The organism is Tunturiibacter gelidiferens (genome assembly GCF_013410115.1).
Lineage (GTDB): Bacteria > Acidobacteriota > Terriglobia > Terriglobales > Acidobacteriaceae > Edaphobacter > Edaphobacter gelidiferens.
In genome coordinates this window covers 1,040,042-1,063,979 of sequence record NZ_JACCCV010000001.1, presented here as the reverse complement: position 1 = coordinate 1,063,979, position 23,938 = coordinate 1,040,042, and the positions used below count along the sequence as shown (strand labels likewise).

The following is a 23,938-nucleotide window of genomic DNA, read 5'->3' as shown; positions in this document are numbered from 1 at the left end:
TTCCTCGGTGGGCATCGAAGATCCAGCGGCGACGTTCGAGCACATCCGAAGCGACTTTCTGCATGGCAGTCTGGATGTGGCACAAGCGGAAGCGGAGGAGGCACGCGAACGCTTCGCCAGCAGAGATGCAAACTGGTCGATGAAGTTTCGCCTCCTGGAAGGCGAGATTCTCACCTATCAGGGACGCCGAACGGATGTCCTCCACTTACTCGACGATAAGACGGTCTCGTATCCCGACACAGGGGATGCAGCAATCCAAAGGGACTTGCTCTGTGGCCTGGCGCATGCGGGATTGGGCCAATCCCAACAATCAGATCAAGAGTTACGCCAGGCGCGGGTCTTATGCGATTTGAGTAATTCGCATTTAGACGGTGAGGTTTTCAATGCCGAAGCGAGGATACAGCTCAACCGGAATAACCTGACTGCTGCTTCAGACTTGTATAGAAAAAGTTTGCAGGCTGCGCGCGGCCATGCGGATGCTTTCCTCGAAGCCAGCGATCTCTTAAATCTTGGATATGTGGCTTTGCAGATGGAGCATTACGACGAAGCGGTGGCTCTGCTGCAGGAAGCGACTAAATTTGCAAGATCTGTGCAGGCAAGACAGGTAACAGAAGCGGCGATGGGAGATATGGGTGACGCGTTCTATCGGCTTGGAGATTACGAGAAGGCTCTGTCGAATTTCCAGGCCGCTGAAAAAGAAGCCAGGGAGATAGGTACTACAAGCGCACAGGTCGTTTGGTTATGGGAGGCCGGTTCGTCTTATTACAAACTCGGGGATCTCAAGGAGGCGAAGACCTGCTACGAACGAGCGCTAAAGTCCGCAACCGCCATCAATGCTACGGATCAGATCTCTGACATCGAGACACAACTAGCACTCTTGTATTTCCAAGAGGGGCAATTCGATTCCGCGAAGATTCAAAGCGACGAGGCAGTCCGTGCAGCGAATTTATCCGGCGACAAGGGAGCGGAGATTGACGCCAAGTTCGTGCAGGCACTTCTAGCGATACATCAGCCGAACGGGCAAGATGCAGAACGAATGTTGATGGAGGTGTATGAGAGCGCGGAGGGAGCCCCTTATGTGCGATGGCAGATTGAAGACGGCCTCGCAAAATACTTCACCGTCAGACAAAACCAAAAACAAGCTGAGATCTGGTACCGAAGATCTATTCAGACCTTTGAGGATAAGAGAAACGAAGTCACAGATGAAGAACTGAAATTACCTTTCTTTGCGAACGGAAATGATCTTTACAGAGACTACGCTAGTTTTTTAATCGCTTCGCATAGGGAAGACGAAGCCCTGAAGCTTCTCGACCTTGGGAGAGCGCGCACTCTGGCCGAGGGGCTCGGGACGAGAAAGAATTCGCCGACTCTACGTGAGGTGATGAATCCGCAGGCGATCGCGCGTAAGCTCAATGCCGTAATTCTCTTCTACTCGCTTGGATCAGAAAAGTCTTATCTGTGGGCAATCACAGCAACTCATACGAGTCTCTTCTTGCTTCCGAAGGAACAAGAGATCGAATCTCATGTCCAGACCTACCAGAAGGCGATTTTGAGATCGAGCGATGCGCTGCGGGAGGCGAACGTTGACGGTAGATATCTCTATGACACGATCGTCGCTCCAGCAGCGTCTATGATCCCGGATGGGGCGAAGGTATTTATCATTCCTGACGGCGGCCTCAACGGATTGAATTTCGAGACGCTGCTTAAGCCGGGGGTCGGAAAGCTTCATTACTGGATCGAGGATGTGACGCTGACGAACGCGAACTCGATTCGGCTTCTGTCGAAGGTCGATTCTGTCTCTTCTTCAAATGAGGCGGACAATTTACTGTTGATCGGCAATCCAGTCTCGTCGGGCACAGAGTATGAAAGCCTGCGAAACGCGCCGGCTGAAGTGGATGAGATCAAGAGGCATTTTACGGTGGATCGCGAGACAGTGCTCACGCAGGCAGAGGCAGTGCCTTCGGCGTATGGAACGGTCAGGCCGGATCGTTTTGAGTACATCCACTTCGTCGCTCACGGGACCGCAAGCCGGCTTAGTCCGCTGGATTCGGCGGTTGTGCTTTCGGCATCAACGGCTCACCCCGAGGAGTATAAGTTGTATGCGCGGGAGATCGTGCATCATCCGTTGCATGCCAGACTTGTGACTATCTCATCCTGCTACGGATCAGGGTTACGCGCTTACGCGGGCGAGGAGTTGGTGGGTTTGTCCTGGGCGTTCTTGCGGGCGGGAGCGCATAACGTAATCGGAGCGTTGTGGGAGGTGAACGACGCTTCGACACCGCAACTCATGGACCGATTGTATGGCGGCCTTGAAAGCGGAAGCAAACCGGACGAGGCGCTTCGAACGGCCAAGTTAGCGATGATGCGTTCTGATGGTGTCACGCGCAAGCCTATGTATTGGGCAGCATTTCAACTCTATGCCGGTTCGTAGAGGCCTTATCTCAATCTTCAAAAGGTTCAAATCAGAGACTTTCTTGATTTAGCTATTTTTCAAATGGTTTCAGCACAATTGAAACGATTTTGGTCCGACCGTCACTACAGGGTGTGCTTGCGCAGACACGTACTTGACAGGAGAACTGATGGCTTCGCTGAAACAGGTAACATCCCAGGCATCGATAAATCAGCTTCGGTTTGAAGAGAAGCTCGACGAAGCTAAACATGCTGTTTGCAGGCTTCCCAGTGAAAGTTATTATGAAGAGCTGCTGTCAGTCATTCATCGTCCCGGCTGGACGAGCGGCGCGGAGCGAATCTACTTCGCTGCAATGATCGATCTGATCGTCGTCTATACCGAGAATCTGATGGATCTGCATCAGCAGTTAATGGCTGCCTCGAGGGCAGTCCAGACGAATTGATCTTAGGTTCCAGCCAAGTTGAGTTGTTCGGGCTGGTGACGCCTGCGAGAGGTGACGGGAGACATCACCTCCGCAGGTTTCTATCTTTTTTATCGATTGAAATCATCTCCGCTGGGCTCAAGCGTTTTCTGGAATAACTTACAAGGACCAACTCAGGTTGTTATGGAAGACCCATACGAAGTTATCGAGAGCCATCACCTTTGGGATTATGATGTTTGCACTTTCGAGGTTCAATCACGAACGAAGAGGTAATTTATGAGCGCCTCATTTAATAGGTTTCTGGCCGGTGTGGCTGTTCTCACCTTTTCCGTTTTTGCGAGAGCGACTGACTTAACGATTCACCTAAGTGGCTCGGAACCGATCTCGCGGCATATGATGAAGTACCGCTGTGACGCCCAAGGAAGTAAAATGGGACTGCCTGCGGAAGTTTTTTCGGTTGAATATATTAACGGAGCAGGTAACAGCCTTGCGATCGTTCCCGTCTCTGGGCATTCGCTCATCTTTGCGAATGTAGTTTCAGGTTCTGGCGCGCGGTACGCGGCCGGAGGGTTCATCTGGTGGGATGCGGGAGGCCGAGGGGTTACCTTTTCGTCGGATTCTATCGATGGCAATATGACCTCTGAATGTCATCGTGCCGAATGATCCGCATCACTCGCACAGCTGAACTAGCATTCAAGATTTATGTATCCCGGCCTGCTTTGAAGAAGAACTGCATGGAAAATTACTTAACCACTTGAAGACCAGGTTGAAGGATTCTGAGAAGATTGCCACCTGCGTCTGGGAACTGGTAAGCCAACCACGTGAGAACCGGAGCTGCGCCGAAGGTGACGATTCGGATGTAGAAGTCGAGACCGAGTTTGTTGGGCGCTGTATCCGTGATGCGACTAAGGATGGAATTGCGATGCATTTGGGCGAAGACCCAGACGACACCGGTACCGAGGAAGACAAGCAGGAGAGTGAAACACCAGTCAATCAGTTGATGGGGCTGAAAGGGATACGAGTTCCACGCAACGATGGAGAGCACGAAGGCCGCGCAGGTGAAGAGCATGAGGTAGCGAATATTTACGAGCACAGACCGGATGAGCGCGACGTAGCGGATAACAAGTAGCTCTTCCGCCAGAAGAATTGGAAGGGGATCCTGCGCGGGGGTCTCCGGTTTGGCTCGGTTTGCGCCGAGGTCATCCCCATCGTCTTCGACAAAGCCGACACGTTGGTTATCCCAGTAAGGGATCAACAGATCCGACAAGATTAATTCACAGAAAGCAGCATATCGTTTCTCAATGGCGTAGATGAAGCTAAGATCCTGGCGATGTTCCTCCGGCGGGAGGTCGCAGTCGTTCCGCGGATATTCCATTGGAGGAATGGGCAGACTCTTATCTCTTTTTCGAAACTGAATGTGCTCTCTTAGCTGCTTTAGCTTCAGACTGAGATCATCATGCGCGTTCTTCAAAACGGTCCATTTCGCATCATCGTCGATCGCCTTGCGAAGCTCTTCGTTATTGACTAGCTGGCGGACAGACTCGTTCGAACGCGCCATGTCGCGCCAACGGATGTGGAGGCTGCTCTGGCTAAGCATGGTCATCCACCCAACCTCCTTGAGGCGGCTGAAGGCAGCGCGAATGGGCATTCGCTCCAGTGGCTCGAGGAGGCCGCGACTGAGGGATCCCCACACGAAGATCATGCGCAACCATCCTGTGAGGACGACCATAATGAGTGGAAAGAAGAGCGCGGCGATGAGGAACTCGTAGGGTGTAGGCCCGTAACTAGGATGCAAGAGGAACCGCTCCAGGCTCTGAATACGGCCGCAGAAAACGCAAAGCAGAAACAAGCCCAGGTAGATGATGAAGAAGATCACATTCAGTTTTCTGTGAGGCCACCGAGTGAAACGACGCAGGATTTCGCGGGTGATGAGAAGACAACTGATGTTTTCAAAGAGACAGACGTTAGTCGGATTTCTACACGCGCTTAGCTGGCGGTCGGGAACGTAGAGGGGATAGGAGGATGCAATGGCGACTTGATCGGGAAGTCTGGGGCGGTTCATGGTGGAGAAGCGGAGACGCGCCGTCTGAAAGATTGCCCATAGGTACCAGCCAAAGAGCAGCAGAAGAACCGGAATAACAGGGGAGACACCGCTGCCGGGGTGAAGCGAACGATAACTAAAGAAGAGGCCTACATAAGTGGGAACACCGTTCGCAGCATTGTGCAGACAGATCCGAAGCCAGAACAGTGGAACCACAATGAGCGTGGCAAACGCGAGCAGGTTGAACAAGAAGTAGAGACCTGTTGGATACTTCGAATTTCTCTGAGGCTCGTATTTGAGATAAGGCCACGTCTTGTAGAGAGTGGCGAGCACGGCCGCGACTGCGACAAGCAGGGTCATAGAGGCGACAACGAGATTGCTTCTTTCCCATCGGTAGACCCGCAGGATGAGAAACATCGGCGAGGCCAGGACGAACGACATGCAGAAGAGTACGGAGGTTCCGATATTGATGTAGACCGATCTGCGACGAGGCTGATCGTTCTGATCGATCGCCAGATCACGGGTGAAGGGCGACCAATACTCTGCTGAAAGCATGATGGCGGCGTGACCGATGCAGAGACCAGTAAGGATGACGCAGAGAATAGACCAAGCCAACGATGGAGCTGCATTCGGAGACGGAAGAGGAAGGAGTTGCATGGAGGATATCTCCCTCTCCGAACACGGTACGGGTTCTGCGCCATGAAAACTCGGTAGAATCCGGGGCCACTCGCTGGCGCATCCATTGACGAGTCCAAGAGGATAGTACCCATCGCTACCGACGGCCGTTGCCCAGAGAGGGGCTTGCATCTTGTCCTCCCCACGTAGATAGCCGGAGAAATTTAACGGCTGGGTCTTCGGGTCCTTCGATCCCTTCCACAAGATGTAACTGGCGGCGTTATAGGTAGCTTCGGCCTGCGAGTCCGAGAAGGCGCGGCCCGCATAAAATGGCCTGCTCAACGTCGTCAGGTTATACGGAGAGATCGTAAGGGAGCCGATGTAGCGGGCGTTGTCAACGTCTCGTTCGACCAGCAGATCGCCGCCGTTGTAGAAGACGATCCTGGCGTCTGGACAGGCGCGATGGAGAAACTCAGCGAGAAAGAGCTCGTCCAGGATGTTTGACGCGGTGATAAGGATATATTCGACACGCGCTCGCTGAAGCTGATGAGCGATGGCCATCAACTGTGCCTCTTGCGATAACGGCGTCTGAGTCGTAGAAAACCGAGGCATCGTGTCATCTGCACTCGAGTCTTTGAGCGTCAGATTCAAATAGGGAGTGGGGATCTCTGAAGAAGAATTCTTTCCTGGCTTCTCGCCCTGAGCATTTCGCAGGAGCGATATCTCTCGCGGAAAGCGAATATAGATTGGATGATAAGGCGCGGCGGATTCATCCGGCATGGCTGGCCTGTATGGCCACCCGGTCGCGTTTAGCCCCTCCGATGTATCTGGCACGCTGGGGCGACTGCTGGCTTCTCCAAAGACGGTGTCGTCTTCGCTAAGGATAGCGATATGTTGCTCATCGGAATGAGCGCTTCTAAACGAGTCGAGGATTCGATGCTCTTCGGAGACGGTGTCTTCTCCAAAGGAGTAGTACGTGATGAATCTGGTTGAAGACGGCGAATTCAGTTCGGCGTCGGCGATGAGTGTCGAGGTGGTACCCGCTACGATGACGTTGGTTATATCTTTTGGTTTGGCCTGATTTGCACCTTCGAATCCATCTCTGGTTCCGTTCTTGGTCTTGAGTTTTTCACGACTCTTTTCTTCAGATGGAATGACCTCTTCGGCAAATGGTGCATTAACAATTCCTTCGCGAAGAGAGGCGGCGGAACCTGAGGATCCGGGACCAATGACGGCAAGTTGAGAGTCATCGTCGCTCATAGAAAGCTTGGCGCCGTATCGGCTTCGCAGCATGGCTTCGTAACGGAGCGCATTGCGAAGCTGAAGGCCGTTCATGCCCAAGGCGGGAGACTCGCTTACCAGAAAGAGATAGATGACGCGATGGTAGCTAAGCCAGGAGAAGTTCTTTTCGTCTCGCTGGGGACTGTATTTGAGAATGATGAGCCCCGGTTGTTGCTCCCGGTAGCGATCTTCCTCGGTGTTTGTCGCATTGGTGGATGATTCATTGACGGCGTCGGAGCCATGCTGAATCTTCCACGGAAACCAGTAGTTACTGCTAAGATATCGGCGGTCGGCTGCTGCCTGCATGAATGAATCGATGGTTCTATCGAACTCGAGTGCCAGATGACTGTGAATAGGGTCGGGGACGGACGCAAGGATGACGCGGATCTCTGGCTGGTGGAGATCTTCCGTCGAGGTTGTCGTGGCTGCGTCGATGTGATCGGACGGTAGTTGAGGAATACCCCAGTCATCGTCACCTTCACAGTCAGTCTTCGGGCTGCTCATGGATGCCACGAGCTGAGAAACCGCGCTGGTTTTACTCTCTCTCTGTGCGTTCTTCGGCTGATTTGTCTCCTCCTGACCCAAGGGCTTGATTAAACGCGCGGCGGTCCAGTATTTACAGGAGGCACGCCAAGGACCCTCTCCCGTTACAGGTCCGAGTGTCGCTTCAGTAGTAGTGGGCGGCTTTGCAATCGCAGATGCGTTGGGAAAGGTGACTCCGGCGTAGACCATCGCACCAGCAAGTACGGCTGTGCCGACGATGACGCTTCGTCCTTTGTTCATGTTGCCCTTCCCTGGATTCACTCTCGTTGAATGGTAGGACCCGAGACCCAACTATTTGGGCACGATACCAGTCAGCCAATTTCGTGGACGGGCCAAGGTAATGGAATAAAGAGGGTCTTCGCAATTGGGGCAAATGAATCGATCTAACAAAGAGTCGGTTCTTGACTGGGCACCGAAAGCAGACAGACACCTAAAGTTCGCCGGCCCCGGTAGTGCTCGCATTTCCTTTCGGCTGCGCCGCATGGATCTACGGAGCGCTCGTTCTTCTTGTTTCAAGATTTTAGCCCCCTTCCGACGATCACTGCGTCAGGATCTTTGTTGCAAATATTCCAGGCGTCACCGTTGACCGCTTCTGACGAATCGGTCGTTCTTCCCTCTGGACCGACTCCGACCATTCAGAAAGCTATCTAAGCCCTTCCGAGTAGTTGGTTTCATTGCGGGAATAGTGAAGGCAGAGAGATAGGCGTTTCTTCTGTGAGCCACAGGAGATGCCCTGATGAGAGACTCAACCTTCCAATGGAAGACTCTTGGTTTTAATGACGAGAGAAATCTTGCCGACTGGAATAGACCTGCATTCAACACGAACCACGACGCGATAGTATTCCTGCAAGGGATCAAAAACGCTGTTCGAGGTGGTCGAAGGTTTGTCTGTTCTCTAGACACTGACGATCATCCATCGCCTAGCTTCGCCGGAAGAGAGACCGCCTTTATGCATTTTGAAGAGACCGAAGCAGCTGCAGCAACTTCTGAAGCTGGAGCTCCAGGATGGAGATTTGCCGTGGCAGCCGGCATCCTGGGATGGATTCTCGACGCATTCGATTTTTTCGTCGTCGTCTTTCTCATATCGGAGCTGATGGGCAAATTTCACGTGGGGAAGGCCGCGATTGTGTGGAGCATGACACTTACGCTGGCCATGCGGCCGATTGGAGCGCTCTTCTTTGGAGCCCTGGCCGACAGGTTTGGCCGCAAGAAGCCTCTGATCGCATGCGTTCTGTACTTCTCGACCGTGACGGTTCTGAGCGGGCTTGCACCAACCTACTGGATCTTTCTGGCGATGAGGCTGTTGTATGGTCTCGGGATGGGCGGGTATTGGGGCATTGGTGCTTCCTATGCGATGGAGAGCGCACCTCGGCACAGACGCGGCGTTCTCTCTGGCCTGATGCAGGGCGGTTATCCCTTTGGATATCTGATGGCGGCGATCGGAATGCAGACGATTGCACCGGCGTTCGGCTGGCAGACGATGTTCTTCGTTGGCGTCGGGGTCACCCTAGTCATTGTGGCGCTGGCTGCGGTAGCGCCTGAATCGGCCGCTTGGCGGATGCATCGAACGCCGTCCCTTGGAAATATCTTCGGAACGCTATTCCAACACCTCGGTGTTTTTGGATACCTTTTGCTGCTGATGGCGGCGATCACATGCCTCTCCCACGGCACTCAGGATCTTTATCCCGACTTCCTGAAGACGTTGCCGTGGATGAATGGTGCGACCGTGCTGGGGATGAAAGCTACGCTTGGAATTCCTGTAATTTACAACGTTGGGGCGATCATTGGAGCGGTTGCGGTGGGCGCGATGTCGGAACGAATTGGACGGCGATATGCCGTGATGGCTGCGCTTGGGGTGTGTCTGCTGGCGATGCCGATGTGGGCGTTCGGCGGGTCGGTGCTGGCGATTGTCGTTGGCTCGTACCTTATGCAGAGCGGCGTGCAGGGGGCGTTTGGCGTGATTCCGGCGCATTTGAATGAGCTGGCGCCGGATGCGATTCGCGGGCTATTTCCTGGGTTTGTGTATCAACTAGGCGTCCTGTTTGCTTCGCCGGTGTTGCCGCTGCAGAACCTGCTACGGAGCAGATTCGGCTATCCGTGGGCGCTATGTTCTTTCGAGACGCTGGTGATCGTTTCGCTGCTTCTGATCTTCTGGTTTGGTCCGGAGAAGCGAGGCAGAAGCTTCGTAACGGGCCATCTGATGGGCACGGCCGACAATTTACCCACGAACGCGACCAGCTCGGCTACCGCTGCTTTGAGATAAATTTTTCAAAGGGCACTAAGTGTGTTTTTGGGGCGATTTTGGGGGAAATGGGTTTTAGAACGTGGTGTTTTGATGGTCATCTCGTGGTGGATTGCGTGGTAAAGATGGTCATTTGACTGACACTTTTCAGGCTCTGAAAAATACGCCACCGATTCAGCATTTATTTTTTAGCTTTCCCCTTATGGGAATCGTCGGAAAAACGAGTCTCTGCCGGAATGTTGATAGTAGCTCCATCCCCGCGGTTGACTTCGTTGCGTCGGTATTTTACGGACTTACCTGGTGAGCGAGAACCTTCAGGCTTCCGAATTCAGGCAGGCTGCTGCAGGAGGGAGGTCCGCTTCGCTGTGAAGTAAGGACTGCAGACGTGGCGTAGTTCGGCGTCGGACCGGTCAGCTTCTTGTTTTGCGGCGACTGTCGCTAAGCAATTCAAACAAATCGAATCAGATGATCCATCCATCTTTGGACGATGGGGATGTGTAGCAGAGGCTTGATCAGCCATGACGATCTCCCTTACAAGAAGGTTTAGGTTGTTCTGTTGTCAGATGAGTAAACTCTCGGAGGAGTTGCCCGGCCCGCTTGGAACTCAAGGCCCGAGTCGACTTGCAGCTGTTCTTCAGCTACGGTGATGTTGTTTTAACGGTCTTTTGAAGTTGAATGGGACTTTTGGGTCTCCGCCTTTAGCTGATCGTTTATGGTTGCAAGGCGTTCGTTGATAACGGCGATTGATTCTGCCCAGGTCTTGAAGGTATCTGTGGTGTAACCAGCATCGAAGGTTCGGGGGTGCGGCTCTTTCGCGGAGTGTCTTCGCTTGGCCTCTTCGAGCCTTTGCTGAAAATACGCAAGCCGTTGTTTGAGATCTTCTTCGCTCATGCCAGCACTTAGTATATTCGATGCCGATCCACAGGGTTGGCCGCCGCATATTAAGCGGCCATCCAGTGGAATACGGCGAATCGGCGCTAAAAGCGCGCAGGACTCGATTCTTTTTATTACTGGATCATAGCTGGATTATTGCAGGGTTCGAGGGAGGACAGATAACAGCAAGAGCGAAATGCGGGGGCTCTCCACTGCGCGACGGACGATGAGACGTTCCGTCGCTTCGGTCGAGATGACGATTTTTAGGTGTTATGGAGTTGGTTCGGTTGAGATGACGATTCTTGGGTGTTTGCTTATGAAAGGCGCTAAGCAGGGTGGTTGCAGAGCATCACTCGGCCCACGCGAATGTGGTGGTCGCTATGGCGACCCCTGCGATGAGAGTGATATGCCGGAGTAGGTCGATGCTCTTCGAGATGTTAGCCCGTTTGACCGAAAACTTTGTGTCTACCGCAATAAGTTTGATCGGCCCATTTCCTTCCGCGCGGTTGAAGCGTTCGTCTAACTAGGAATTCAATCTTTCGGTGCAGGATTGCTCGCGCAGAACCTCGGTTTTCTGAAGACATTTGTTGCTGCAAACGACTTCGCAGGAAAGCCGATTTAGGTTTGGGGGAAGATAGCTCGATTGGGGTGCAACGAGAGGTCCGAAGACGACAAAGGGCGAAGAGCCGATGGAGAAGTTATCTCAGAAAAGAATGCACAAAGAAAACTGTTCCTGAGTTTTACGAGTTCGATCAGGCCCACGTGATGGCGACGAAGCGGTTCGGGATGCAGATCTCGACCTCTGTCCCGGCTCCGAATCGACTCCATATGCTGAGTTGTGCGCCGATCCTTCTTGCCCGCTCACGCATTCCCGACACGCCCCAGTGGGTGTCTGTTCCCGAGCGCACGTCGGGTCGAGCCATTCCGCGTCCGTTGTCGCGGACGATGAGGCGCAATCCGCGGGTCGAGTACTCTACCTCGGCCTCTATGAGTGTCGCTTGAGAGTGCTGCAACGCGTTGGCCAGCGCCTCTCGTCCAATCAACGTGAGCTCCTCGAGGATCGTTGGCTCCAGTAACTGCGGCTTTCCGGTGACCCAGATCTGACAGCGTGCTCCAGCGGTTGAGAAATTCTCGAGAAATCCGGAGAGAGACTGTTCGATAGTTGGAGAGGTGCACCCTGGAGCGCGGAGTTTCGGCAAGATGGTGAGGCCGTCGTCAAAAACGCGACGAGCCCGGCGCAGAACTCCACCAAACGAGCGCTCGGATGGGCCGGCGGACACCTTTCCCAAGAGCGGGCCGAGGTCTCGGGAAGAGACGGCTTCGATGGTGCTTATGGTTTGCTCAATGCTTTGATTCATTGCTTATACCCCCTGCCTGTTTCAATCCACTCACGGACGTACGATGGGCAATTCTTGAGCATGATTCCCTGAGCCTCGCAGGTGGCTAGAAACCGGATTGCTTCCCGGTCTACCAGCCTCACATCGACGAGATCAAGCGTTATGGCGGTTGATTTGGCTTGAGTCTCGACTTCCAGGAGTTTCTGTAACTCCGGTAGATGCTCCTCCTGGATTCGGCCACTGAGGGCGAAGGTCACAAGCCCCTTGTCCTCGGATCTTCGAATCTTGAACATTTGAGCGATTTATTTGCAACTGCATGACCGTTTGTAAGTTGCTGATACTAAATGGACCTGAGAGTATCCGGTTTCACGAATTTCGTGAATTAGCGAATTTCGTGAATTAGCGGGAGAGGATTCGGACGCTTAGTTCGTTGTGAAGCGGTGTTTGTTTATGTTGAGCGTCTTGATTTTGGAGTCGAGGGTTGAGGGAGGAATTCCAAGCCTTGCTGCGGCACCCGACGGGCCGGAGACTCGACCGTGCGCCTCGGCGAGCGCGGCTTCGATTGCGCGCTTCTCCTGGGAGGGAGGGATTTTGAGAAGGGTTGGGCCGGCTCGATCCGGTTGCTCGACTCCTCCGGAGAGCCAGCTTCCATCCACAGTGAAGATCTCGGATTCGCCGAGAATGACGGATCGTTCGACTACATTTTGAAGCTCGCGAATGTTGCCGGGCCACGCGTACTGCCGAAGGCGGTCGAGCGTCGACTTGTCGATACTTCGAATCTTCTTCCCTGTCTTCGCGGAGTAGCGATCGATGAAGTATTCGACCAGGAGAGGGATGTCTTCTCGGCGCTGTCGAAGAGATGGCATCTCGATGGGAAATACGTTGAAGCGATAGTAGAGATCGCCGCGGAATGTACCAGCGTCAATCAACCCCTGAAGGTCCCGATTGGTCGCGGCGATGACGCGAACGTTCGCACGAATTACCTTGGAGCCACCGACGCGCTCAAACTCGCGCTCCTGCAGAACACGCAGCAGGGCGATCTGCGTCTCGGGCGGGAGCTCTCCGATCTCGTCGAGGAAGAGCGTGCCTCCTTCGGCTAACTCGAAGCGGCCGAGACGGCGTTGCATGGCGCCAGTGAACGCGCCCTTTTCGTGCCCGAAGAGCTCGGAGGAGATGAGTGAGGCAGGGATAGCGGCGCAGTTGACGCTGACGAAGGCGCGAGCTGAGCGCTGGGAGCGCTTGTGAATCGCGCGTGCGATCAACTCCTTGCCGGTTCCTGTTTCACCGGTGATCAAGACGGTTGAATCGGTTGGTGCGACTTTGGTGACGCGGGCGAGCACGGCGCGCAGAGCGGGCGACTCGCCAACGATCTCCTCAAACATGGAGGTCTGAACGATCTCTTCGCGGAGGGCGATGTTCTCTTTGTAGAGCTGATCCTTGAGGGTTTGTATCTCTTGAAAGGCCGTCTCCAGAGCTGCTCTCGCGTTGTGCTGTTCGGTCACGTCCATTGCGGTGCCGATGTATTCGGAGAAGTTGCCGGAGTTGTCGAAGACAGGATGGCCGACGGAGTGGACGTACCTGGTTTCTCCATTGGGAAGAACGACCCGGTACTCGAGGTCGAGATCGGGCTGTTGATGAGTGATTGCGCTTTCGAAGGCGTTGCTGTAATTTTCCTGGTCGTCTGGATGGATGCGCTGAAAGAACTTGTCGTGCGGGGGAACACCTTCTTTTGGATCAAAGCCCAACAACCGAAAGTTCTCTTGCGACCAGTGAATACCGCGTCTTGTGGCTACGTCGTAGGCCCAACTGCCAGTGCGGGTTAATCTCTGCGCGTCGGCTAAGTAACCTTCACTCCGTCGCAGGGCGTCCTGTGCCCGCTTGGCTTCGGTGACGTCGGTGACGGCTCCAACGATTTGCAGATCTTCCGGTTCGTCGCCTCTGATGACACGCGCGACTACACGAACGTGCTTTATGGAGCCGTCGTCCGAGATCAGTCGATGCTCGATGTCGAAGTCGCCCGTCTCAGAGGCATGTTCGAAGACGTGTTGAAGACGTTCGCGGTCCTCGGGGTGGGTTCGCTCGACGACCAGCTCGACCGAGGGCGTTGTCCCCGGTTCGCATTCAAAGACACGGTATGTCTCGGCGGACCAAAAGACTTCCCTGGTGCGGATGTTCCATCCGAAGCTGCCTGTGCGGCTCAGGCGCTGGGCCTCGGCCAAAAATGTCTCGCTGCGACTGAGCGCTTTCTCGGTCCGCTTGCGTTCGGTTCTCCCGTCGGCTTCGCGGAGGGCGCGAAGGACGGACGGCGCCAGCCTCGAAAGCCTGGTCTTGAGAACATAGTCTGTGGCACCGATCTTCAGCGCTTCAATGGCTACCTCTTCCCCGAGCGTTCCGGAGACAAACAAGAATGGCACCTCGGGGCTGATGCTCGTCGCGAGCTTCAGGGCTGAGAGACCGTCAAACGAGGGAAGCTTATAGTCCGCGAGAATGAGATCAATCCCGCCTTGTTCCAGCGAGGCGCTGAATGCAGCCTGAGTGTCGACCCGTGTAACTACACAGTCTATGCCTTCGGTCTCGAGGGAGGCCTGAATCAGTTCGGTGTCGTTAGGATCGTCCTCAAGGGAGAGGATCCGCAGACGGTGGCTCGTGCTCACTTATTCACGCTCGCTGGCGGAGGAACATTAATGACAGCCCAGAAGGCGCCGAGTTCCTTGATGGCGTTGACGAACTGATGAAAATCGACCGGCTTTACGACGTAGGCGTTCACTCCTAGTTTGTAACTTGTCACCAGATCCTTTTCCTCCTTGGAGGAGGTGAGCACGACGACAGGAATGAACTTCAAATTCTCGTCAGATTTGATCTGCTTCAACACCTCTAATCCATCGACCTTGGGCAGCTTCAGATCCAGCAGGATGACGGCGGGGTTATCGCAGGAACGTGTTGTGAATTTGCCGCGGCAATAGAGGTAGTCCAGGGCTTCTTCGCCGTCTCGAGCGACGACGACCTCATTTGCGAGGTTGTAGTCTTCGAGTGCCGTCAAAGTGAGTTCGACGTCCTTAGAGTCGTCCTCCACCATCAAGATACGTCCCAGTCTTTCCATGGCTTCATCCTGACTTTAGATTCTAGGAACTGAAAAATAGAAGGTCGCGCCTTGATCGACTATCCCCTCCGCCCGGACTTTGCCTCCATGGCGATGAATAATGCGCTGAACGGTAGCGAGTCCTATACCAGTACCTTCGAACGCGTCGGCATGATGCAGACGTTGAAACACTCCGAACAGTTTGTCTACATATTTCATATCAAAACCCGCACCATTGTCTTTTACGAATACCACTACCTCATCTCTGTTTCCATCGACACATCCGATCTCGATCTCCGGCTTCGCTTGAGGGCGTGTGAACTTTACCGCATTCGAAAGGAGGTTGACGAGAACAAGCCTGAGCATGGAACGGTCTCCATAACAAACTGGAAGTGTGTCGATTCTCCAGACGATGTTACGACCATTGGTCTCCGGCCGTATCTCGATGAGAGCCTCCTTCACCAATTGCTCCAGATTTACCTGGTTTTTCTGCGTTTCGACGCGTCCTATTCGCGAAAACGCCAACAGATCGTCGATAAGATTGCCCATTCGCTTTGCGGCCTCCAGAATCATCCGCATGTACCGCAGCCCCTTCTCGTCCAACGCGGCAGATGAGTTTTTCTGGAGCAACTCCGCATATCCGGCCATATGGCGGAGAGGTGCGCGTAGATCGTGTGAGACAGAGTAGGCAAAGGCCTCCAGTTCCCTATTGCTGGCTTCGAGATCCGTCGACCTTTTTTCGAGTTCGGTATTGAGGGTACGAATCTCTTCTTCTCGACGTTGACGGTCTGTGATGTCGTTATTCGTTTCCAGAATGGCGACAGGAAGGTTGTTCCCGTCGCGCCGCAACGACCATCGGCTTGCCACCACTACCTCAGTTCCGTCGGACTTTGCATGCCTGAGTTCGCCCTCCCAGCGCCCGGTTTCTAATAGCTCCGCGCCGATGTCGTCGCTTGGTGTGCTGAAGACGGTGTGCAGCAGATCGTTTGAACGTTTCCCAATCGCCTCGTATGGCGCCCAACCGTATAACTCCTCGGCTCCTCTGTTCCAGTAGGTGATGACATCGCTCATGTCGCGGACGAAGATCGTGTCATGGGTGAGATTCAGCAGGCTCGCCTGTTGGGTTCGCTCAATTACTTCCGCCTGAAGTTTGTCGCGAGTCTTAAGGAGTTGAGTCTCGATTCGATGTCTTACGGCACTGAAACGGATGATCAACACGGCGAAGGAGATCAGTACCAATATCGCCGGGATGTCCGCGGGCGTTATGGAAAAAACATAAAGAGGCGGAGCGAAGAAGTAATCGAAACACAGGCTCGAGAGGATGATCGATAGCACTGCGGGTCCGACTCCGGCGTGCCATGCTGTGAGAGCGATCGCAAAGAGCAAGAGCGGCAACTCTACGTCGCGAAACTTATAGTGTTGCAGCAGAAGCCCTGGCAGGAGGGCAAGAAGAACAGCGACGACCGCGAAGCCGTAGCGTTGGATGATCGGCAGGATTTTATGCGAATGAGCTTGCCCTTGCGCCATCAGCTCGCCTCACCTCTGTTGTTGGCGAAATCGTCGCACAAGTATAACCCTCATAATTTCGGCTGCGGCTCCAACTGTCAGCTGAATTCGTGCTCCTCCGAAAGGAAAGGCTCGGGGTTAGCCATGCAGGCTCTCTCCTATTCCTTTCATCGCCGCATGAACGTTAGGTGCAAAAGGACAGAGACGTCCTATCCTGCTCCCTCAAATGGAGCGACTCAGAAGAGCACCTTAACTGAGAATTGAATCTGCCGGGAGGTTCCCGCGGTTTTGCTGATGACACCGAATCCCGAGCCTTTGATTGTGTTGGCTGGCAAGCCCATATCCACAATGTTGAACAGGTTGAAAAATTCTGACCGGAACTGCACATCAAATAGTTCACTACCGCCCGCGCGTCTCCCCACAGGGGTGTCTTTGATAAGCGAGAAGTCAAAGTCGTAATACGCCGGTCCGCGAAAGGTGTTTCTGCCGAGAGATCCAAAAAAACCTTGATTCGGCCCCGTACCACCGGGCGCGTTGATTGGGATTGAGAAGAAGTTGGCGTTGTTCGCTCCCTGCCCGAAGTAGTCTTCGCGAACCTTTCTTGCGGTGGAGAGATTCGGCTTTGCGATCTGGTTCGGTCGATCCACTCCGTTGGAACCGGCTCCCGTCTGCTGTACACCGGAGTAGACCGTAAACGGCTGGCCACTGCTGATGGTGGAGATACTCAGCAGCTCCCACCCGGCGGTGACTTTTCGGTTGATCGGCTGCAGAAACTGCACTTTCTCCAACTGCAGATCCTGAGCAAGACTCATGGTGAATCCATGGGTGACGTCGAAGCTGGACGGCCCCTTTTCCGCGTGGATATCAAAAGGATTCTGCGGGTACGGGATGGATACTGCGCCGGTGGTGTTTCCGTTTGCCCCGACTCCGCTCGTGTCATCAATGGACTTCGACCATGTGTAGCTTACCTGGACGCTGGGGCCATTCTGAACGACCGACCCTGCAAGCGAGGTTTGCAACGAGTGGTAGGTGGAATGAGCATTATTTGTAATCAGCTGTTCTGTGCCGAAGCCGCCGACGGCATTACCGGAGCTGTCAAACTGCGTGAAAGGGGCGAATCCCGGAGAGGCACCGGAGTAGCTGTTGGGGAAGGTGATGCGTGGCAGCTTGACCGAAGCCGTGCCAACGTAGGCGGCGTCAGCGGTGAGTTTGCCGAACTGACGTTCCGCGCCGAGTGTCCACGTTTGCAGATACCCGTTGCCGAAGCGGCGGTCGATTCCTGTCAGATTCAACGGCGTGAACTGAGCGCCTGGCGAGAGTGCGCCGAGATCTCTCTGGTAGCGCTCTATGTCGAGAACGGTGTTCGAAGGGACACTCTTGGTGTTGCCACTGGCGAAGACATTCTGCCCGGCTGGAGTGTAGAAGGTTGGGAGCTGCGAAGAGGTGATCTGGAAGCCGTATAGAATTGGCGCTCCGGCGGCGGCGGTAACGTGGGGATAAATCACGAAGGGAACGGCGCCGGTGAGAAAATTGTCTTGCCAGATGTTGGGCGGGATTGTTGTGATGCCGCCGCCGGCGTGAAGGTGAAGGGTGTTTGTGATCCTCCAGTCGACTTGAACGCGCGGAGCAATACCGCCCCAGTCGAACCGATATCCGGGCTGCGGATTGTCAAGATATTCCTGTTGCGACCCGTTCATGAGGAAGCCCGAGGTGCGATGCGCACGTTCGGTGATGGGCGAGTAGATCTCGTAGCGGAGTCCGTAGTCGAGGACGACGCGGTCGGTGATCTTGAAAGTGTCCTGAGCATAGATCGCTCCGCCGTTGCGCGAGATTGCTGCGGGGCCGATGTGATCACCACCCGAGACGTAAGAGGGCGCGACCGCAGTGGTGTAGACGAAAGCGCTCCCGGTGAGGAGCCCGCTTAGAGTATCTGGTAGGGGGTCGCCGACGCGGATGTTATGAGCACCGCTCTGCGAGGTGATGTTTACAGGGGAGTAGGCGGTTCCTCCGCCGAAGTCGTACTCGCCATTTGGACTGATGCCGAAGTAAGTCGTATCGCGATTGGCCCGGAACTCTCCACCAGCCTTGATGAGGTGGCGCCCGATGTTGATTACGAAGTTCTGCCGTGCCACAAAGAGGTTACCGTAGGCGGACATCACCGAGCCGCCAGCCGAGTTGAATGCTTCGAAGAGGCCGTCGTTGAACTTCACCGCAGGATCGACGTGGTTGGGCGTTGGGAACTGGGGAGTCGTTCGAGTTGCGCTGATGGAACTCTCGAAGGAGAAGCGCGGGGAGACTGTCTGGTTGTAGGTAACGACTCCATTGCGCTGGTGATCGACGTAGACAACACCGAAGCTGGGATCGATGGTTGTCTGGTCGGGGTTCGTGGTGGGACCGAAGAGATTGTTGAAGTTGAATCTTGCGGTGAGGTGTTTGTTAGGCGAGAGTACCTGGTCGATGCGCACGGAGAACTGGTTCGCGTTTGTGACTACCTTCGAGGACACGGCATAAGTGTTAGCACCGTAGGAGCCTGTCGGGTTATTTGGCAGCGGATAGCGAGAGAGGATCTTCGCTATCGCAGGTGTGGGCGTGATCACCAGCGTATCGCCCGGAAAGGCGGTGGTGTCAATGCCCTGGCGCTCTGAAGCAGTAGGAACCGGAAGGACCTGCGTCGTTCCCAGGACCTGGCGAAAACCTTGATACTGGCCGAAGTAGAAGGTCTTTCCGCTTCCGTCGTAGAGGTGGGGCAGGATGACCGGGCCACCATTTGTGAAGCCGAACTCGTTGCGGCGGAAGGGTGGGATTCGGCCGGGCTCGGCGATCGAGGGATGATCGAAGTAGTTGCGCGCATCGAGCGCAGAGTTGCGCAGGAATTCGAAGATAGACCCGTGAAAGCCACTGCTTCCGGAACGGGTTGTGATGTTGGTGAAGCCCGCGGCACCGCGGCCAATCTCGGCCGGCATCCAGCCTGAGGTCGATTGAATCTCCTGGACGGCATCAACGTTGAAGTTACTGAATGTTGCGCCACCCATCTCGGGGTCGCTGGTGTCTGCGCCGTCCATGGCGAAGACTGCCTCGACGCCGCGCTGTCCGTTGATGGCGAACTGCTGGGTGAAGTTTGTCTGGCCGTTCGCGTCGGTCATGGTTCCAGCCGCGAGCAGGAGTAGCTGGCTAAAGTCGCGTTTGTTCAATGGAATTGCACTGACGGTTTGACTTGAGAGCTTCTCTCCGCCAGTCTTAGCGGTTTCCTCTGAACGAAGTGCAACCGCGACGGTGCCATCTGCGAAGAGAGTTATGATAGCTCGGGGCGAATCCGCTTTGAGGCTGAGTGACTCCACAGAGTGGTGAACGATTCCGTCAACCGTTACATCGAGTTCATAATCGCCCGGGGGTAGATTGGGAAACTGAAAACTTCCGTCTGCCGAGGTATTGGATTTGAGTTCGCCTTCTTTAGAGACGAGGCGGATGGTTGCGTCCTTTGTCGAGGCACCGGTTTGGTTCTGCAGCGTCCCTCCCCAAGATCGAGTCGCCAGCTCCTGGGCGCAGAGCAAGGAAGACACGAAGAACACGAAGAGGGCAACCTGAAGGGAACGCATGAGACGCCATTATATTGTGACGTACATAGAGTTGGCCTAAAGTTGGTATCCGCGCACATCTTCTCCAACGCAAAACCTCGTAGCTCTGACTACGTTTTCCATCAGGCATGCGACGGTAACGGGTCCGACTCCTCTGGGTACAGGCGTCAAGAAAGCTGCCACGTGCTTGACGTCGTCGAAATGTACATCACCGATCAGATTGCCGTTCTTGTCGACTCGGGTGCCTACGTCGATCACTGTGGATCCGCTGCGAAGAACATCTGCTTTCAATTGATATCGAGCGCTGCCGACACAGGTAATGACTATATCCGCCGCTCTCGTCAGGTCGTCATGCGTCTCCTTCGGTGTAAAGCGGTGGCACCAGGAGACCGTTGCGTTTCCCATGCGGCCGCCCAACATGTGGTGAATCGGCTTGCCGGTGATGTCATTCCTTCCCACGACTACGACCCGTTTTCCGGTCGTTTCAACACCATAAAACTTTAGTATTCGACTAACGGCCAGAGCTGTAGAGGGCAAGAAGGTGAGGCGCTCGAGTTGCCCTCGATAGAGCTCTGCTGTGGAGTGCCGGGACACACCATCGACGTCTTTGAATTGATGTATGCGGTCGAAGATATCGAATTTGCCTCTTGCGGCACCGGTGGCGTTTTCGATGTGAGCTGGAAGCGGTAACCCAATCATGATTCCGTGAACGGACCTGTCTTCACTCAAGGCACTCACCAGGTCTTCTATCTCGGCCGCACTGACGGATGACTCAAAGGTGTGGGGCCGCACTTGGATGCCGATCTTGGAGAAGCTCTTTATTTTGTTTTGCAAATAGACTTCGGAGGAAGCATCTGTTCCGACCTGTATGACCCTCAATTGCGGGACAACGTCGTAGGTTTCTTTCAGATAGGCAACATCTGCTACTACCTTTGCTACGATGGCATCCGCCACCGGTTTACCGATCATTGGAGTTGCTGTCATAAGGATTGTCCTTAGACAGTTTACAGTCTGGTTGTAGCGTTCACGGGCCACCGCCGACAGCCTGGACCTCTGGATTCTTGAGCCTTTGTTTTATCTGGAGGCCGTGTTGCTAATTGGTTGAGCGGCAAAACTGGGATACCTTGGAGGCGTTTATGGAGAAGGTTGATGTAGTCAGCGCCGTTGCATCTGTACCGGGCTTACCGGCAAATCCTTTTGGAGCAACTGGGTCGCCGTCTATCGCAGTGCCGGCCGGGAGACACCTGGTGGTGGAGACCTTGAGTGTGCAGTTGGACGTGAGTCCGCCGGGGAGTCAGCTCGAGGCTTTCGTGAACTACCCTGTGGGGGCAATAACGTTAGTTTGTTTGTCCCACTAACCTTTGCCTATGCTCAGAGCTCTAATGGCTACGATTTTTATGCCGCTCTGCAGGCGGTGCGTTTGTACGCTGACCCGGGGACGTTTATCGTCGTCACGGGATACAGCCCGGGTGGGTCGACGGGTACGTTGTTCGTAACTGTGTCGGGCTACTTGATCTGAATCAGAGCGCCCTTCTCGTGAATTTGGCTCAGCAGCCCGATCGAAGCCTGATTACATTTTGACGGATTCGACGGTGAGGGAGTCTCCCTTGAGAGTGCCTTCGACCGTGACGTCGTGGCCTGCGTGGGGGACGAGAGTGTCGGGGTTGGTGATCTTGTAGACTTTGTCGCCGACGACGAGGACGGGGGCGGAGCCTCCCTTGATGCACTTGGCTGCGCAGTCGGCACTGTTTTTGGTGCCTTTGTTGGCGCACATGGTGTCGGAGACGAAGCCCTTGAAGGACTCGGCGTAGGCGCCTGCGGTGGTCAAGGCGAGTGCGAGGGTGGTGAGAGCTACGAGCTTTTTCACGAGAGACCTCCAAAGTTTGTGGTAGCCGAGATTATAGACCTCGACGTGGAGCGGAAGAGTTGGCGGGTCTATGGAGACATCTTTGTCCGCGAGTTTGTTGGAGAGTTTCTTGGATGGCGTCTTGTGAGTTGATGGAGGGGTTGATGCTTTCAAAGACGCGGCCTGGCAGGGGGGAGTTGTTTGGTCTGCTCGAAGCGTTTTAGGCCGGTGGGCTTGGCAGTACTGGCGGGCTTCATCCCACCCTTCGCAAAAGACGCGAAGGATGGGGCACTCAGAATTTTGAACAGTTGGAACTTCTACTTGAGGTCGAAGATTGCGGCCGTTTGAGGTGCGAGGTGAAGGGTGAGGGTGTTTGTGGTTAGCGTTGCCTCGGAGGATCCGTAGAGGGTGTTGGCCTGTTGAGCGCCTTCGAGTGCGGTGGCCTCGATGTTGACGATGGTGTCGGAGGGCTGGGCGGCTTTGTTTATCGCGACGAGAATGCGTTGGCTGGGCTGGGTGGGGGTGTGGAGGGTGCGGACGTAGACGAGAACGTTCTGGTCAGCGTGGAGGAGTTGCTCGTCTCCGGTTTGGAGGGCGGGGTGAGAGCGACGGAGAGCGAGGAGGGTTTGAAGTGCGGTGAAGGATTGCTGCTGCTCGGGAGTGCGGGAGGATGGGTTGAAGGCGTCGTTCTGCACAGCGCCAGGAGCGGGGACGAAGCCACCGGGGAAGTCGCGGCGGTTATCGGGATCTTCGCCGCCGCGCATGGCGATCTCGTCGCCGGAGTAGATCTGGGGCATGCCGCGCATGGTGGTGAGGATGGCGAAGGCGAGCTCGAGAGTGTGCGGGGTTGTCGCGGGGTCATTGAGGAAGCGAGTGGTGTCGTGATTGCCGACGAAAGGGACGAGGCGCTCGGGGTGGGGATAGAGATTGTCGAGACGAAGGACGTCGGCGAGCTTCGTCATTGGCGCGTCTTTGAGAAAGACGTCGCGGAGAGCGAAGTATGAGGGGAAGTCGAAGGGTGTGTCGAGGCCGGTGTCGATACCGGTGCGGGTGACGCCACCGGCGAAGGTAGAGGTGATGGTGGGATCGCCGTTGAAGACTTCGCCGACGGTGGTGAGGTGCGGATAGAGTGAATGGAGCTGGGCGTGGAAGCTCTGCCAGAAAGGACGAGCGACGTAGGGGAAGGTATCGATGCGCAGACCGTCGAGGCCGCCCTGCTCGATCCACCAGATGGAGTTCTGGGTGAGGTAGCGGGCTACGGCGGGATCTTCCTGATTGAGATCAGGAAGCGTGTTGGCGAACCAGCCTTCGGTTACGTTGTGCTGGTCGCGCCAGGGAGCGTGGAGGTCGGTGAGGGGAGCGAAGTCGCCCTGGGCGATGGTGTGATGCTCGAGGGTGCCGTGAAACCAGGTGGGGTCGGGGCTGTCGCGAACCCAGGGATGGTTGGGGCCGATGTGGTTGGGCACGGTGTCGAGGACGAGCTTCATGTGACGGGCGTGAAGAGCGGAGGCGAGATCTTTGAGATCGGCGAGGGTGCCGAAATGGTCGTCGACGGCGTACATGTCGGTAGCGCCGTAGCCGTGATAGCTCTGACTACCGCGGTTCTGGTAGACGGGTGTGATCCAGACGGTATTGATGCCGAGCTGCTGAAGGTAGTCGAGGTGTTGGGTAATGCCGCGAAGATCTCCGCCATGCCAGCCGCGGGGTTTGGCGAGTTCGGCGGCGTGGTCGGGGCCGTCGTTGGTGGAATCTCCGTCGGCGAAGCGGTCGATCATGATGAGGTACATGACGTCTTTGGAGGAGAAGCCGGCAAAGCTGTCGGAGGAGCTGCGGCGGGACGCGAAGGAGTAGCGGCTGGAGGTTCGGCCGTTTGGTGTGCGGACGTTGATCTGGATTGTTTGAGAGTGCGCGGGTGAGGCAGAGAGCCAGAGTTGCGCGTAGTGGCCGTTGGCGGAGATGACGAGTTTGTTGATGTGCAGCGATGCGTCGCTTAGAGTGAAGTGCGCGGAGGTGAGGTTCTCGCCTTGGACGAGGAGCATGGGCGCAGGCATGGTGGCCCACCAGTTGGGGGGATCGATCTTCTCGATGCGAGGAGATTGGGCGAACGCCGATACTGTGAGTAAAAGAGCTACAAGAATGCGGCGCATGGTTGGAATCCCGAGAGGAAAG

15 protein-coding genes are annotated in these 23,938 nt (G+C 55.2%); 4 read left to right on the top strand and 11 right to left on the bottom strand.

Features of this window, described 5'->3' with window-relative positions; genetic code table 11:
- Window positions 1–7 precede the first annotated feature (7 nt).
- From HDF12_RS04600 to HDF12_RS04590, 3 genes are all read left to right on the top strand, one after another.
- Window positions 8–2,431: a CHAT domain-containing protein gene (locus tag HDF12_RS04600; RefSeq protein ID WP_179581428.1), complete on the top strand. Its 2,424-nt coding sequence runs from the start codon at window positions 8–10 to the stop codon at window positions 2,429–2,431.
- A gap of 148 nt (window positions 2,432–2,579) precedes the next feature.
- Window positions 2,580–2,852, top strand: a complete 273-nt coding sequence (locus HDF12_RS04595) for a hypothetical protein (RefSeq protein WP_179581427.1) — start codon at window positions 2,580–2,582, stop codon at window positions 2,850–2,852.
- A 255-nt stretch (window positions 2,853–3,107) separates the two neighbouring features.
- Window positions 3,108–3,494 carry an MliC family protein gene (locus tag HDF12_RS04590; protein WP_218892297.1) on the top strand — a complete coding sequence of 129 codons (387 nt, stop codon included), beginning with the start codon at window positions 3,108–3,110 and terminating at the stop codon, window positions 3,492–3,494.
- 79 nt (window positions 3,495–3,573) lie between these two features.
- Here HDF12_RS04590 and HDF12_RS04585 read toward each other — a convergent pair whose 3' ends face one another.
- The gene (locus HDF12_RS04585; RefSeq protein WP_179581426.1) at window positions 3,574–7,551 is read right to left on the bottom strand and encodes a hypothetical protein; all 3,978 of its coding nucleotides are present in this window, start codon (window positions 7,549–7,551) and stop codon (window positions 3,574–3,576) included.
- A gap of 709 nt (window positions 7,552–8,260) precedes the next feature.
- Here HDF12_RS04585 and HDF12_RS04580 point away from each other — a divergent pair.
- Window positions 8,261–9,574 carry an MFS transporter gene (locus tag HDF12_RS04580; protein ID WP_179581425.1) on the top strand — a complete coding sequence of 438 codons (1,314 nt, stop codon included), beginning with the start codon at window positions 8,261–8,263 and terminating at the stop codon, window positions 9,572–9,574.
- 633 nt (window positions 9,575–10,207) lie between these two features.
- On the opposite strand, the gene HDF12_RS04575 is transcribed toward HDF12_RS04580, so the two are convergent.
- The 10 genes from HDF12_RS04575 to HDF12_RS04530 form a co-directional block, all read right to left on the bottom strand.
- The gene (locus HDF12_RS04575) at window positions 10,208–10,444 is read right to left on the bottom strand and encodes a hypothetical protein (protein ID WP_179581424.1); all 237 of its coding nucleotides are present in this window, start codon (window positions 10,442–10,444) and stop codon (window positions 10,208–10,210) included.
- Window positions 10,445–11,178: 734 nt separating this feature from the next.
- Window positions 11,179–11,784 (bottom strand): sensor histidine kinase, encoded by a 606-nt coding sequence (locus tag HDF12_RS04570; protein WP_179581423.1) that lies wholly within the window; start codon window positions 11,782–11,784, stop codon window positions 11,179–11,181.
- A complete protein-coding gene (locus HDF12_RS04565) occupies window positions 11,781–12,056 on the bottom strand; it encodes an STAS domain-containing protein (RefSeq protein WP_179581422.1) in 276 nt (91 codons plus the stop codon). The genes HDF12_RS04570 and HDF12_RS04565 overlap by 4 nt, the downstream gene beginning before the upstream one ends.
- A gap of 129 nt (window positions 12,057–12,185) precedes the next feature.
- Window positions 12,186–14,417 carry a sigma 54-interacting transcriptional regulator gene (locus HDF12_RS04560; protein ID WP_179581421.1) on the bottom strand — a complete coding sequence of 744 codons (2,232 nt, stop codon included), beginning with the start codon at window positions 14,415–14,417 and terminating at the stop codon, window positions 12,186–12,188.
- Entirely contained in the window at window positions 14,414–14,863 is a 450-nt protein-coding gene (locus HDF12_RS04555) for a response regulator (RefSeq protein WP_179581420.1), read from the bottom strand. The genes HDF12_RS04560 and HDF12_RS04555 overlap by 4 nt, the downstream gene beginning before the upstream one ends.
- A gap of 15 nt (window positions 14,864–14,878) precedes the next feature.
- Window positions 14,879–16,369 carry an ATP-binding protein gene (locus HDF12_RS04550; protein ID WP_179581419.1) on the bottom strand — a complete coding sequence of 497 codons (1,491 nt, stop codon included), beginning with the start codon at window positions 16,367–16,369 and terminating at the stop codon, window positions 14,879–14,881.
- Window positions 16,370–16,584: 215 nt separating this feature from the next.
- A complete protein-coding gene (locus HDF12_RS04545; protein WP_179581418.1) occupies window positions 16,585–19,944 on the bottom strand; it encodes a TonB-dependent receptor in 3,360 nt (1,119 codons plus the stop codon).
- A 36-nt stretch (window positions 19,945–19,980) separates the two neighbouring features.
- Window positions 19,981–20,892, bottom strand: a complete 912-nt coding sequence (locus HDF12_RS04540; RefSeq protein ID WP_179581417.1) for a bifunctional 5,10-methylenetetrahydrofolate dehydrogenase/5,10-methenyltetrahydrofolate cyclohydrolase — start codon at window positions 20,890–20,892, stop codon at window positions 19,981–19,983.
- A gap of 601 nt (window positions 20,893–21,493) precedes the next feature.
- Window positions 21,494–21,790 carry a hypothetical protein gene (locus HDF12_RS04535; protein WP_179581416.1) on the bottom strand — a complete coding sequence of 99 codons (297 nt, stop codon included), beginning with the start codon at window positions 21,788–21,790 and terminating at the stop codon, window positions 21,494–21,496.
- 296 nt (window positions 21,791–22,086) lie between these two features.
- Window positions 22,087–23,916, bottom strand: a complete 1,830-nt coding sequence (locus tag HDF12_RS04530; protein ID WP_179581415.1) for an alpha-amylase family glycosyl hydrolase — start codon at window positions 23,914–23,916, stop codon at window positions 22,087–22,089.
- Window positions 23,917–23,938 lie beyond the last annotated feature (22 nt).